13 protein-coding genes are annotated in these 12,235 nt (G+C 63.7%); 12 read left to right on the plus strand and 1 reads right to left on the minus strand.

Annotation, left to right across the window (positions count from 1 at the left end):
* Positions 1–5 precede the first annotated feature (5 nt).
* The 11 genes from trbB to OCA5_RS08215 are packed head-to-tail and all read left to right on the plus strand — an operon-like array spanning position 6 to position 9,706.
* The gene (gene trbB, locus OCA5_RS08165; protein WP_012563569.1) at positions 6–1,004 is read left to right on the plus strand and encodes a P-type conjugative transfer ATPase TrbB; all 999 of its coding nucleotides are present in this window, start codon (positions 6–8) and stop codon (positions 1,002–1,004) included.
* Entirely contained in the window at positions 1,001–1,336 is a 336-nt protein-coding gene (locus OCA5_RS08170) for a TrbC/VirB2 family type IV secretion system protein (RefSeq protein WP_012563568.1), read from the plus strand. Before trbB ends, OCA5_RS08170 begins: the two co-directional genes overlap by 4 nt.
* Positions 1,336–1,599, plus strand: coding sequence for a VirB3 family type IV secretion system protein (locus OCA5_RS08175; RefSeq protein ID WP_012563567.1), 264 nt, complete (start codon positions 1,336–1,338; stop codon positions 1,597–1,599). Before OCA5_RS08170 ends, OCA5_RS08175 begins: the two co-directional genes overlap by 1 nt.
* Before the next feature lie 9 nt (positions 1,600–1,608).
* A complete protein-coding gene (gene trbE / locus OCA5_RS08180) occupies positions 1,609–4,113 on the plus strand; it encodes a conjugal transfer protein TrbE (protein ID WP_012563566.1) in 2,505 nt (834 codons plus the stop codon).
* Positions 4,110–4,862 (plus strand): P-type conjugative transfer protein TrbJ, encoded by a 753-nt coding sequence (trbJ, locus tag OCA5_RS08185; RefSeq protein ID WP_012563565.1) that lies wholly within the window; start codon positions 4,110–4,112, stop codon positions 4,860–4,862. Before trbE ends, trbJ begins: the two co-directional genes overlap by 4 nt.
* A gap of 10 nt (positions 4,863–4,872) precedes the next feature.
* Positions 4,873–5,139, plus strand: coding sequence for a putative entry exclusion protein TrbK-alt (gene trbK-alt / locus OCA5_RS08190; protein WP_042200768.1), 267 nt, complete (start codon positions 4,873–4,875; stop codon positions 5,137–5,139).
* On the plus strand, positions 5,136–6,542 hold the full coding sequence (gene trbL, locus OCA5_RS08195) for a P-type conjugative transfer protein TrbL (protein ID WP_012563564.1): 1,407 nt from the start codon (positions 5,136–5,138) through the stop codon (positions 6,540–6,542). Before trbK-alt ends, trbL begins: the two co-directional genes overlap by 4 nt.
* On the plus strand, positions 6,539–7,225 hold the full coding sequence (trbF, locus tag OCA5_RS08200) for a conjugal transfer protein TrbF (protein WP_012563563.1): 687 nt from the start codon (positions 6,539–6,541) through the stop codon (positions 7,223–7,225). The genes trbL and trbF overlap by 4 nt, the downstream gene beginning before the upstream one ends.
* On the plus strand, positions 7,225–8,265 hold the full coding sequence (gene trbG / locus OCA5_RS08205; RefSeq protein ID WP_012563562.1) for a P-type conjugative transfer protein TrbG: 1,041 nt from the start codon (positions 7,225–7,227) through the stop codon (positions 8,263–8,265). Before trbF ends, trbG begins: the two co-directional genes overlap by 1 nt.
* On the plus strand, positions 8,265–9,473 hold the full coding sequence (locus tag OCA5_RS08210; RefSeq protein ID WP_012563561.1) for a TraB/TrbI/VirB10 family type IV secretion system protein: 1,209 nt from the start codon (positions 8,265–8,267) through the stop codon (positions 9,471–9,473). The genes trbG and OCA5_RS08210 overlap by 1 nt, the downstream gene beginning before the upstream one ends.
* Positions 9,470–9,706, plus strand: coding sequence for a DUF2274 domain-containing protein (locus tag OCA5_RS08215; protein ID WP_012563560.1), 237 nt, complete (start codon positions 9,470–9,472; stop codon positions 9,704–9,706). Before OCA5_RS08210 ends, OCA5_RS08215 begins: the two co-directional genes overlap by 4 nt.
* A gap of 396 nt (positions 9,707–10,102) precedes the next feature.
* Here the strand turns inward: OCA5_RS08215 and OCA5_RS08220 are convergent, their stop codons facing one another.
* Positions 10,103–10,918 (minus strand): hypothetical protein, encoded by an 816-nt coding sequence (locus tag OCA5_RS08220; protein WP_012563559.1) that lies wholly within the window; start codon positions 10,916–10,918, stop codon positions 10,103–10,105.
* Between the two features lie 253 nt (positions 10,919–11,171).
* Between OCA5_RS08220 and OCA5_RS08225 the strand changes: the two genes are divergently transcribed.
* Positions 11,172–12,182 (plus strand): AAA family ATPase, encoded by a 1,011-nt coding sequence (locus tag OCA5_RS08225; RefSeq protein WP_012563558.1) that lies wholly within the window; start codon positions 11,172–11,174, stop codon positions 12,180–12,182.
* Positions 12,183–12,235: the final 53 nt, after the last annotated feature.

Below are 12,235 nucleotides of genomic sequence, written 5' to 3' on the forward strand. Positions count from 1 at the left end.
GCACGATGGCGGGTCATCACCACAGCAATGAAGGATTGTCGCGCGGCGCAAGGATGCTGCGCACCGCGCTTGGTCCGGCGATCGCCCGCTACCTTGAGGACGCAGGCATTGTCGAAGTGATGTTGAATCCGGACGGCCGGCTATGGGTCGACCGGCTGCGCGAAGGTCTTGTCGCCACTGACGACGTGCTGACCCCGGCCGATGGAGAGCGCATCGTGCGCCTGGTCGCGCATCATGTCGGCGCCGAGGTGCATCCCGGCTCGCCTCGCGTCTCGGCTGAGCTGCCGGAGACCGGCGAACGCTTCGAGGGATTGCTTCCGCCCGTCGTCATGGCGCCCACCTTTGCGATCCGCAAACCCGCGGTCGCCGTGTTCACGCTCGCCGATTACGTCGCAGCGAACATCATGACCGCAGCGCAGGCTGACGTACTCAGGCTCGCGGTCGAGCGTCGTAAGAACATATTGGTCGCAGGTGGCACTTCGACCGGAAAGACCACGCTGACCAACGCGCTGTTGGCAGAGGTGGCAAAGACCTCCGACCGCGTGGTGCTGATCGAAGATACCCGCGAGCTGCAATGCGCCGCGCCGAATCTTGTCGCGCTGCGGACCAAGGACGGCGTCGCCTCGCTCTCCGATCTAGTGAAATCATCGCTGCGCCTGCGTCCCGATCGTATTCCGGTCGGCGAGGTGCGGGGCAGCGAAGCGCTCGACCTTCTCAAAGCCTGGGGGACCGGACATCCCGGCGGCATCGGCACCATCCACGCCAACACGGCGATCGGCGCGCTGCGTCGGCTGGAGCAACTCGTGCAGGAGGCCGTCGTCACGGTGCCGCGTGCCCTGATCGCCGAGACCATCGACATCGTCGCCGTTCTTTCAGGCCGCGGCGCCGAACGGCGTCTTGCCGAGATCGCTCATGTTGACGGGCTCGATCCGGCCACCGGCGACTATCACACGCTCAACGCGCTGCTCCCATCCCCGGCATTTCCGAAAGGAGACCTTGAATGACCTTGCTTGCCTTGTCTCGTGTGCGCCGTCGCTTGACCGATGCGACCGTGCTCGCCGCGACCACGCTGTTGATGGCGGCGCCGGCCCATGCCTCCGGTTCGTCGATGCCATGGGAAGAACCGCTGCAAAAAATCCTCGAATCCATCGAGGGGCCGGTGGCTAAGATCGTGGCGGTCATCATCATCATCACCACCGGCCTCACGCTCGCCTTCGGCGATACGGGTGGCGGGTTCCGCAAGCTGATTCAGATCGTATTCGGCCTGTCGATCGCCTTCGCGGCCAGCTCTTTCTTCTTGAGTTTCTTCAGCTTCGGCGGCGGAGCGCTGGTGTGATGGAGGAAGACGTCCGCGGCTTCTTCGCGCCGGTGCATCGCGCGCTCACCGAGCCGATCCTGCTCGGCGGTGCGCCGCGCACGGTCGCCATCGCCAACGGCACGCTCGCAGGCGCGGTCGGGCTCGGCCTGCGCCTGTGGATCGCGGGCCTCGTCATCTGGGCGATCGGGCATTTCGCCGCGATATGGGCGGCGAAGCGTGACGCGCAGTTCGTCGACGTCGGCCGCCGGCACCTGCGTTACCCGGCGCACATGGACGTGTGAGGAGAGCCCATGCTGAATCTCGCCGAATACCGGAAAAAGAGCGCGCAGCTTGCGGACTTTCTGCCCTGGGCCGCGCTGGTTGCGCCGGGCGTCGTGCTCAACAAGGACGGATCGTTTCAACGGACGGCGCGATTTCGGGGTCCCGATCTCGACAGCGCGACGCCAGCCGAGCTGGTCGGTACGACAGCGCGGCTTAACAATGCCTTGCGCCGTCTCGGCTCCGGCTGGGCGATCTTCGTCGAGGCGCAGCGCCATCCCGCCACCGACTATCCGGAAAGTCTGTTTCCGGACTCCGCATCCGCGCTCCTCGATATCGAGCGCCGCGAGCAGTTCGAGGACTCCGGCGTCCTGTTCGAGTCGAGTTACTTCCTCACCTTCGCCTGGCTGCCGCCTGCCGAGGAAACCTCGCGCATGGAAGCCTGGCTCTATGAGGGCCGCGAGCACGGCGGCGTCGATCCGTGGGAACTGCTGAAAAATTTTGTCGACCGGACCGACCGCGTGCTCAACCTGGTCGAAGGCTTTGTGCCGGAAGCCGACTGGCTCGATGACGCCGAGACGCTGACCTACCTACATTCGACCATCTCGACCAAGCGGCATCAGGTGCGCGTGCCCGAGACGCCGATGCACTTGGACGCGCTGCTGGCCGATCAGCCGCTTGCCGGCGGGCTGGAACCGCGGCTTGGCGATTTCCATGTCCGCACGCTCACCATCATCGGATTCCCGACCACGACATTCCCCGGAATTCTCGACGACCTCAACCGGCTCGCCTTCGTCTATCGCTGGTCGACGCGCGCCATCATGCTCGACAAGACGGATGCGACGCGGCTGGTCACGAAGATTAGGCGGCAATGGTTTGCCAAGCGCAAAAGCGTTGCCGCGATCCTGAAAGAGGTGATGACGAACGAGCAGTCGGTGTTGCTGGACACTGACGCGGCCAACAAGGCCGCCGATGCCGACGCGGCCTTGCAGGACCTCGGCTCCGATCAGGTCGGCGAAGTCTATGTCACCGCGACCGTCACCGTGTGGAGCGCCGATCGCGCCGTCGCCGACGAACGACTGCGGCTGGTCGAAAAGGTCATCCAGTCGCACGACTTCACCTGCATCGTCGAAGGCGTCAATGCCATCGAAGCCTGGCTCGGCTCCATCCCCGGCCAGACCTACGCGAACGTCCGCCAACCGCCGATCTCGACGCTTAATTTGGCGCACATGATGCCGCTCTCCGCGGTCTGGGCCGGGCCGGCGCGGGACGAACATCTTGGCGCGCCGCCATTATTCTACGCCAAGACAGAAGGGGCGACCCCCTTCCGCTTCGCGCTGCATATCGGCGACGTCGGCCACACCATGATCGTGGGACCGACCGGGGCGGGGAAGTCGGTGCTACTCGCGCTGATGGCGCTCCAGTTCCGACGCTATCATCATTCGCAGGTGTTCGTATTCGACTTTGGCGGCAGCATTCGCGCTGCGACGCTGGCGATGGGTGGCGACTGGCTGGACCTGGGCGGTTCACTCACCGAGGACGCGGAATCCACCTCAGTTTCGCTCCAGCCGCTGGCGCTCATCCATCACGTTCCCGAACGGGCATGGGCCGCCGACTGGCTGGTCGACATTCTCCTGCGCGAAGGCGTCGCCATCACGCCGGAGGTCAAGGAGTACATCTGGGCCGCGCTGACTTCGCTAGCTTCGGCGCCGGTCGAGGAGCGCACCATCACCGGCCTGACCGTGCTGTTGCAGTCCTCGGTGCTAAAGCAGGCGCTGCGGCCATACTGCATCGGCGGCGCACATGGCCGTCTGCTCGATGCCGAGCACGAACATCTCGGCACGGCGACCGTCCAAGCCTTCGAGACCGAGGGACTTATCGGCACCAAGGCCGCGCCAGCGGTTCTCTCGTATCTGTTCCACCGCATCGAAGCCCGCTTCGACGGACGGCCGAGCCTACTCGTCATCGACGAAGGCTGGCGCGCGCTCGATGACGGCGGTTTCGCCGACAAGATCAAGGAATGGCTCAAGACGCTGCGAAAAAAGAATGTCAGCGTCGTGTTCTCCTCGCAGTCGCTTGCCGACATCGAAGCGTCGCCGATCGCGCCCGTGCTGGTCGAGAGTTGCCCGACACGCATCTTCCTCGCCAACGAACGCGCCATCGAGCCTCAGATCATGACCGTCTATGAGCGGTTCGGGCTCAATGCCCGGCAGATCGAAATCATCGCGCGGGCGACCCCGAAGCGCGACTACTACTGCCAGTCACGACGCGGCAACCGGCTGTTCGAGCTTGGTCTTGGCGCTGTCGCACTGGCGCTCTGCGCATCGTCGGACAAGGCCGCGCACGCGCTGATCGACGAGCTACTGCGCGACGGCGCACGGCCGTACTTCCTCGAAGCGTGGCTCTACGCCAACGACCTCGCCTGGGCCGGCGACCTCGTTCCCAATCTCACCAATGTCATCGATGCGATCGATGCGTCCGCCGCGACGCGTCAGCCGCCGCGCATCACGCCGTCAGAACAGGAGAGGCCATCATGATTCTGTCCGTATCCCGCCTGAGTTATCCCCGCTCGATCGCTGCGGGAGCGCTCGCGCTTGTCGTGGCGCTCGCGCCCGGCGGCGCGGTCGCATTCGACATCGTCTACGACCCGAGTAACTACGCGCAGAACGTTCTGACTGCCGCGCGCGCACTGCAACAGATCAACAATCAGGTCACTTCGCTCGCCAATCAGACGCAGATGCTCATTAATCAAGCGAAGCAGCTAACGAAGCTACCGACGTCAGTTCTCTCGCAGATTGAGGGCAATTTTGCCGAAATGAAGCGGCTGATGGGGGAGGCTGATAAGCTGGCTTACAACGTCAGCAATATCGAGGCGCAGTTCTCGCCGACCTTCCAGAACTTTGCGGCCGGCAAGTCCGACGCTCAACTTGCCGCTTTGGCACGCGATCGCTGGCAACAATCCTTGTCGGCCTACGAACATTCGCTGAAGGCGGGCGCTGTCGCTGTGCAGAACCTCGAGGGCACGCGCTCCCAGACCAGCACGCTGCTTGACACCAGCCAATCGGCCGTCGGCCTGCTCCAGGCGACGCAGGCCGGCAACCAGCTTCTCGGCGTTCAGGCACGGCAGGTTGCCGATCTCACCGCGATGCTCGCCGCACAGGGCAGGGCCGACGCTCTTGAAAACTCCCGCAAGGCCGCGGCGCAAGAGCAATCGCGCGAGCAGTTCAGCCGCTTTATGATCGGAAGCAGCTACAGCCCCACACCCGTTCGTATGTTTCACGACTGAGGGGACGGACATGGATTGGAGAGTTGCAGCCAAAGTCGTCGCTGTCCTCGCATTTGCCACTGTCATGGCCGCTTGCGCCATTGCGCTGCGTCCGAATGGACCAGAGGGATCGCCAGAACAAACCGTCAAATCCCGAGGCGGGGAGCCTGACGCTGGCGAATTGCTCCGCTGCCGCGAGATCGGCGCCGCCGCGCTCGACGACGCCGGTTGCAAGAAGGCGTGGGCCGACAGCCGCCATCATTTTCTTGAGGGCAATGCGGAGCGGGCGAAGCCATGAACACCGGCGTCATCGACCGCTTTCTGGAGACCTTCACCCGCTACATCGATTCAGGCTTCGGTCTGCTCGGCGGCGAGATCGGATTCCTCACCTCCACGCTGATCGTCATCGACATCACGCTGGCCGGCCTATTCTGGGCGTGGGGCGCTGATGAAGACGTACTTGCGCGTCTCGTCAAGAAGACACTTTATATCGGCTTCTTCGCCTTCATCATCGGCAACTTCAACAAGCTCGCCGGCATCGTCTTCCAGTCCTTCAGCGGCCTCGGCCTGAAGGCCGGCGGATCGTCGATGACGGCCGACACGCTGCTTCAACCCGGCCGTGTCGCGCAGGTCGGCATCGACGCCGGCACTCCCATCCTCAAGGCCGCTGGCGACCTGATGGGCTACATCTCCTTCTTCGAGAACTTCGTGCAGATCATGGTGCTGATGATCGCCTGGGCGATCGTGCTCATCGCCTTTTTCATCCTCGCCGTCCAGATCTTCGTCACGTTGATCGAGTTCAAGCTCACGACCTTAGCCGGGTTCGTCCTGATCCCCTTCGCGCTGTTCAACAAGACCGCGTTCCTCGCCGAAAAGGTGCTTGGCAACATCGTTGCCTCCGGCATCAAGATATTGGTGCTCGCCGTCATCGTCGGCATCGGCTCCGGCCTGTTCAGTGAGTTCACGACCGGATTCTCCGGCACGCCGACCATCACCGACGCGCTGGCACTCGTGCTCGGTGCGCTGTCGCTGATGGGCCTGTCGATCTTCGGTCCCGGTATCGCCACCGGGCTCGTCTCCGGCGCACCGCAACTCGGTGCGGGAGCCGCCGTTGGCACCGGCCTTGCCGCCGCCGGCATCGGCGCGGCTGGCGTGATGGGAGCGACAGCGGGCATTTCCGGCGCGGCGAGCGCGATCGGAACCGGCGGCCGCTTGTCGGCGGCAAGCGCACGCGGCGGCGCATACCTCGCGGGCGGCGTCGCCCAATCCTACGGGCAGTCGGCTTCGGCCTCTGGCGCATCCGGTATGAGGAAGGCGGCTGCCGGCGTCGGTGGCGTGGCCAAGGCTGGCGCTGGAGCGGCTGTTCAACCGGTCCGGCAGGCGGTGTCGCGCGCCACCCAATCCCTTCGGTCGGGGGCGGATTCCCTTCGGTCGAGTTATGCGGCGGGCCGGGCCGCCGCATCGAACGCTGCCGGTGGACAGGCATCTGCGGGGTCGGCGGTCGCTGCGGGCAATACCTCAACGGGCGGGGCGACAGGTGCGGGAGCAGCGGCTTCGTCGGCGCCGCCCAACTGGGCCGCGCGCATGAAACGCAGCCAGACCATGAGCCACGGCGCGACCGCCGCCGCCCATGCCGTGCGCTCTGGCGATCACGGCGGCGGCTCCATGTCCGTTTCTCTCGACCAGGATGACCGCAAATGAATCTCTTCCGCCGACCTTCCGTCCGCTATGCGCGCACGCCCGAACCCGAAACTCCCTATCTCAAAGCCGCGCAGGTGTGGGATGAGCGCATCGGCAGCGCGCGCGTTCAGGCCAAGAATTGGCGTATGATGGCCTTCGGCTCACTGGCGCTCGCCGGCGGCTTCGCGGCCGCGCTCGTGTGGCAGTCGACGCTGGGCACCGTCGTTCCCTGGGTGGTGCAGGTCGACAAGTTCGGCGAGGCGCAGGTTGTGGCCTCCGCCATCGCGGACTACAAGCCGACCGATCCGCAGATCGCGTGGCATCTCGCGCGCTTCATCGAGCAGGTGCGCAGCATTCCCGCCGATCCCGTCATCGTGCGACAAAACTGGCTACGCGCCTACGACTACACGACCGATCGCGGCGCCATCGCGCTCAACGATTACGCGCGCGGCAACGATCCCTTCGCGAAGGTCGGTAAGCAGCAGGTCGCGGTCGAGATTTCCAGCGTCATCCGCGCATCACCTGAGAGCTTCCGGATCGCCTGGCTAGAGCGCCGCTACGAGAACGGCCAGCTCTCCGGCACGGAACGCTGGACCGCCATCCTGAGCGTCGTGATCCAGCAGCCGCGCACCGCCGACAAGCTGCGCGCTAATCCGCTCGGTGTGTTCGTCAACGCAATCAACTGGTCGAAGGAGATGGGGTGATGGGGAACAATATGAAGAATGCCGCGCGCAGAAGCTTGCGTCGGTTGTCAGTGCTGGTCGCCATAATCCTAGCGACGACGGCGCTCGCCGGCTGCGCCAACAAGTTCATTCCGCCGGACATCAATTACGACGATGCCGCGCCCGCTGTGCTCAGCGCCGATCCCGTCGGTCCGGTGAAGGTGGTCGAGCTGCCGAAGCCGTTGCCGCTGCCGGGCCAGTTGAAGCCCGTCAATGCGGGAAAGACGAAACCCGAACCGGCCGATCCGAAGAAGCGCGTGGCGCAAGCGAACGAAGCGGCACGGATGCAGCCCGTGCGCAACGGCTTCATCAATGCCGTGCAGGTCTATCCGTTCGTCGTCGGCGCACTCTATCAGGTCTATGCCGCGCCCGGACAAGTAACCGACATCGCGCTTCAGCCCGGCGAGCAGCTTGTGGGAGCCGGGCCGGTCGCCGCGGGCGACACCGTGCGCTGGATCGTCGGCGACACGCTCAGCGGCTCCGGTCGCGCCGCGCAGGTCCACATCCTGGTCAAGCCGACGCGGCCCGATCTTCAAACCAACCTCGTCATCAACACTAACCTGCGCACCTACCACATGGAGCTGCGATCGACCGAGAAGACTTACATGGCTTCGGTATCGTGGCAGTATCCGCAGGACCAGTTGATCGCGCTGCGCCGGCGGAACCAACAGGCTGCGCTCATGCAGCCGGTCGCGTCCGGCGTCGATATCTCGAAACTAAACTTCCGCTATCAGATCGAAGGCGACGACGCGCCGTGGCGGCCGCTGCGCGCCTTCGACGACGGCAACAAAATCTATATCGAGTTTCCGTCCGGGATCGGCCAGGGCGAGATGCCGCCGCTGTTCGTCATCGGACCGTCTGGCAATTCCGAATTGGTCAACTACCGCGCCCGCCAGAACTATTACGTCGTCGATCGTCTGTTCGCCGCGGCCGAACTGCGCCTGGGCGACAAGGACAGCGAGAAGCGCGTGCGCATCGTGCGCACCGACGGCCGGCCGGGGCGTGGCCTGAGGTTGTTCTGATGACCGACCTACCTAATCCGCCTCCCGGCGATATCCGTGCCGAGCTGCGCTTGCGGCCCGAACAGCCGCGCGTCACGCGCCTGTCGCGCAAGGTGCTCATCACGCTCGGCAGCGTCAGCGCCGTCGCCATCATGGCCGCGCTGTTCTGGGCGCTCGATGCCAACCGCCGCGCCAACCAATCGCCGACCGAACTCTACAGCACCGAGAACCGCACGCCGGCGGACGGACTCGCCGGCTTGCCGAAGGACTACACCGGCATTCCCAAGCTCGGCCCGGCGCTGCCGGGCGACCTGGGGCGTCCGATCGTGAGTGCGCAGGATGAAGGCAAACCCGTCGTCGCGCCGGATATCCGCACGCCGCGCGCCGATCCGACCGAACAACGTCGTCTCGCCGAGATCGAAGCCGCACGCGTCGCCAAGGTCTTCACCGACAGCCGCGGCGTGCAGGCGACGGTCGCATCTGCGCCCGCGATTGGCCGCGTCGATCCGGCGGCGGGTCTCACGCTGCCGGCCGAAACGCCGCCGCTCGATCCGGGTGCGGCGCAGAACATGCAGGACCGCAAGCTCGCCTTCGTCAATGCCGCCGTCGATCGGCGCACCGTCACGCCTGATCGCGTGCAGGAGAAGGCGTCGCCCTATGTCGTGCAGGCCGGCACCGTCATCCCCGCTGCGCTGATTACCGGCATCAAATCCAATCTGCCCGGTACGATCACCGCGCAGGTGACGGAGCAGGTTTACGATACACCGACCGGCAAGCAGCTTCTCATCCCACAAGGCGCACGGCTGATCGGTCAGTACGACAGTCAGGTCGCGTTCGGGCAGTCGCGCGTGCTGCTGGTCTGGAATCGCATCATCATGCCGAACGGCACGTCGATCGTGTTGGAGCGGCAGCCCGGTGCCGACGCCGAAGGTTATTCCGGGCTCGAGGACGACGTCGACTATCATTGGGGTCAGCTCTTCAAGGCGGCGTTGTTGTCGACGCTGCTCAGCGTCGGCTCGGAGGCAGGCTATTCGGGCAATGAGAGCGATATTGCCCGAGCGTTACGGCAAGGCACGTCGAACAGCACCAGCCAGATCGGTCGGCAAATCGTCGGCCGTCAGCTCAACATTCAGCCGACGCTCACTATACGGCCGGGATTCCCCGTCCGCGTGATCGTCAATCGTGACCTCATATTGCAGCCCTATGGAGCGGCGAAGGAGCCGTCATGACCAAGTTGAAGCTGGAGACCATCGAGGATGACAAGCCGGTCAATCGCATGGTCAAATTCCCAGGCGCTATTTACCGGGACCTGACCGCTTACGCCGAGGTGTTGGCGCGCGATGGCGGAAATACTCCTGCACCAGATCCCATCAAGCTGGTCGTGCCGATGATCCAGCGCTTCATGGCGACGGACAAAGCATTCCGGAAGGCGCGAGCGCAGTTTCGACAGACGCGGCTGTAGGAGCCTCAACGCCGCTCAGGCTGGCTTGCTTTCGGGGGCATTACGATGGTGCCAACGCCGGGATGATGATTGGGACCGTGCGTGCGCTCCCGGATTCCGTCACCGGGCAATCGGGCATCGAACAGAAATGGCCGTGTTCTGTCCTCACCGCCAACTGTGGGATTCTGTGGCAGTCCAGAGCCGGAATTTTGCGCATGGGCCGCGGTTGCGGCGAGTGTCGACGCGAGGGCAATTGCGAGTCTCGACATGACAGGGGCTCCTGTTCTGCGCGGGGCTGACTGCGGCGACATGACCCAGTTTTCAATTTCGGTCATCGTCGGGAAGGAACTGGGCGCCAAAATGGTAGAACCTCAATTCACCGCCGTTTGCGGTTCCGGGAGGCCGCGACGCACCACGTTAGCTGGTCTTCGTATCTTCCTGTGGGGTCAAATGGGGACGCAGCAGCCCGCCAGCCTTAAGCTCTAGTTCCACAAAAAAGGGCAATGTAACGTCGTCCATATTCGGAACGTCATCGAATTTCGCGGCAACGACCGCCAACACCTCGTGCCCGACGTGTTTTTTGAAAACGGCGGCCGCGAAGCCGAATGTGAACTCCGAAAGCTCATTGGCGATAGGTCCCAATTTGGGAAGAAGTCGCTTATGCGCATTCAGTACGTCGCTTTCATTCAGCGCCTCAGCCATGCCGTGCGCGATCGCCATGTCCGACATGAAAAAACAGCAATTCAATAGCCCGCGCGTAAAATAGACAGCCCATTCGTCGTCGACGACGTCTGCGCTGTTGGAAGCATTTTGAAACCCGGCTTCGATCTCCTTGGGCTTCGGATGGTGAAAGGCGAAAGAATTGCGAAGAATGGCGATCTCGTTCCGCTTACCGAAATACTTCTGCAAGCTATCCAGCGCTTCACCTGCACTTGCATCTAGCAAGGGCCGATATTCACGTCCGAGCGGGCTTTTCAGGAAATATGTCTCGACCGCCCGCCAAGCCTCCCACAACACGCCGATCATGAGCCTTACCAGGACTTGGGTTTGGGCCGCGGAGACGCGTGCATCGACCGGGTCGGTCGGATCGCGGTTCAACGATGCGATGATTACTTTCCAGAGCACATTGGCTTGGTTCGATGTGTACCCGAACAAAAGAAACGCAGCGCGTTCCTCCTGGGTCATCTTAAGCAGATGCTCCTTTGAGAATCCCATTCGCAAGACATCGATCATCGTTTTGCTCCGCGGCCTGTCTGGTGCGATAAGGGCGCAAAGCCGCTGCCACCTCGAATCGGGCGATACGCCGGTCGGCCCGGGCGTCCATCACCTGGGGCCCGCCCGCAGAGTACCGATAAGTCCCCAGCCCATTTCCGCGCGACCTATGGCGCGGGCCGCCTTATTCCGTTAGTGTTTTGTTCGCTTTTACGCCATTTTAGGCGTCTATGGGCATCCTCGAGTCGCGCCCGGTCGAAGAAAGGAGGCGAGCATGTCGACGAAACACCTTCTCGCGCTCCTCAATTCGCACATTGAGGGCGACGAGGACCAATTCCTCTCCATCGCCCTCCAACTCGCCGCCCAAGAGGCCCGCCAAGGCCGGGGGGAGGAGGCGGAGAAGCTGAAGCGTCTCGTCCAGAAGGCCCGCGATCAACGGCGAATGGGCAAGCCGGCCGGCGGTCAAACCCCGATTCCGTTGGCCCGGCCCAGAGGTGAATTGCAGGGGCTGGTCGACAGCGCCTATCCGAAAATCACGCTGGCAAGCATGGTCCTGGCCGATGACGTTCGCGCCCGCCTGAACCGTATTGTCCGCCAGCAGCAAGAACGCGCCACCTTGCGCGAGCACGGCCAAACACCAACCACCCACATGCTTCTCGTTGGGCCGCCTGGCACTGGCAAGACGATGACCGCCTCCGCGCTCGCAGGCGAACTGCGGCTTCCACTGTTCACCGTGCGATTGGAGTCGCTATTCAGTCGCTTCTTCGGCGAGACGGCTGGCAAGTTGCGGCTGCTCTTCGACCAGATTGCGCAGACACGCGGCGTCTATCTTCTGGACGAGTTCGATGCGATCGGCGCTCGGCGCGGGGAGGCCAACGATGTTGGCGAAATCCGTCGTGTCCTCAATTCGGTGCTCGCTTTTATGGAGGAGCCGAACTCGACCGACAGCCTCGTCTTGGCCGCCACGAATCATGTCGAGATTCTCGACCAAGCGCTGGCTCGGCGATTCGACGAGGTGATCGAATACACGCTGCCCGACGTCGCAGCGGCGCGGGCAATTGTTGAGAGCCGCCTCGGCAAGTTCAAGATCGCCTCGAAGTCATGGCCGATACTGGAGCCCACCCTCGAAGGGCTTAGCCAGGGCGAACTGGTGCGAGCCGCTGACGCCGTGGTTAAAGATGCAATTCTCGAAGGCGCAACGAAAGTGTCGGTCGAGGCGTTGCGCGACGCGCTTCACAACCGCCAGACCCTCAAGGGAAAGTTCCGCCGCCAATCCGGTCGTTAGGGAGGCTCCGCTGACCGGAGGCAAAGGAACAACTCATCTGCAAGTAGGGTCTC

Origin of the sequence: Afipia carboxidovorans OM5 (assembly GCF_000218565.1) — a bacterium.
Classification (GTDB): domain Bacteria; phylum Pseudomonadota; class Alphaproteobacteria; order Rhizobiales; family Xanthobacteraceae; genus Afipia; species Afipia carboxidovorans.

Excerpts from the sequence above, each read along its gene's own strand:
- OCA5_RS08225 (WP_012563558.1), top strand. The coding sequence starts at position 11,172 with ATGTCGACGAAACACCTTCTCGCGCTCCTCAATTCGCACATTGAGGGC.
- trbF (WP_012563563.1), top strand. The coding sequence starts at position 6,539 with ATGAATCTCTTCCGCCGACCTTCCGTCCGCTATGCGCGCACGCCCGAA.
- trbB (WP_012563569.1), top strand. The coding sequence starts at position 6 with ATGGCGGGTCATCACCACAGCAATGAAGGATTGTCGCGCGGCGCAAGG.
- trbK-alt (WP_042200768.1), top strand. The coding sequence starts at position 4,873 with ATGGATTGGAGAGTTGCAGCCAAAGTCGTCGCTGTCCTCGCATTTGCC.
- trbL (WP_012563564.1), top strand. The coding sequence starts at position 5,136 with ATGAACACCGGCGTCATCGACCGCTTTCTGGAGACCTTCACCCGCTAC.
- OCA5_RS08210 (WP_012563561.1), top strand. The coding sequence starts at position 8,265 with ATGACCGACCTACCTAATCCGCCTCCCGGCGATATCCGTGCCGAGCTG.
- OCA5_RS08220 (WP_012563559.1), bottom strand. The coding sequence starts at position 10,918 with ATGATCGATGTCTTGCGAATGGGATTCTCAAAGGAGCATCTGCTTAAG.
- trbE (WP_012563566.1), top strand. The coding sequence starts at position 1,609 with ATGCTGAATCTCGCCGAATACCGGAAAAAGAGCGCGCAGCTTGCGGAC.
- OCA5_RS08175 (WP_012563567.1), top strand. The coding sequence starts at position 1,336 with ATGGAGGAAGACGTCCGCGGCTTCTTCGCGCCGGTGCATCGCGCGCTC.
- trbG (WP_012563562.1), top strand. The coding sequence starts at position 7,225 with ATGGGGAACAATATGAAGAATGCCGCGCGCAGAAGCTTGCGTCGGTTG.
- OCA5_RS08215 (WP_012563560.1), top strand. The coding sequence starts at position 9,470 with ATGACCAAGTTGAAGCTGGAGACCATCGAGGATGACAAGCCGGTCAAT.
- trbJ (WP_012563565.1), top strand. The coding sequence starts at position 4,110 with ATGATTCTGTCCGTATCCCGCCTGAGTTATCCCCGCTCGATCGCTGCG.
- OCA5_RS08170 (WP_012563568.1), top strand. The coding sequence starts at position 1,001 with ATGACCTTGCTTGCCTTGTCTCGTGTGCGCCGTCGCTTGACCGATGCG.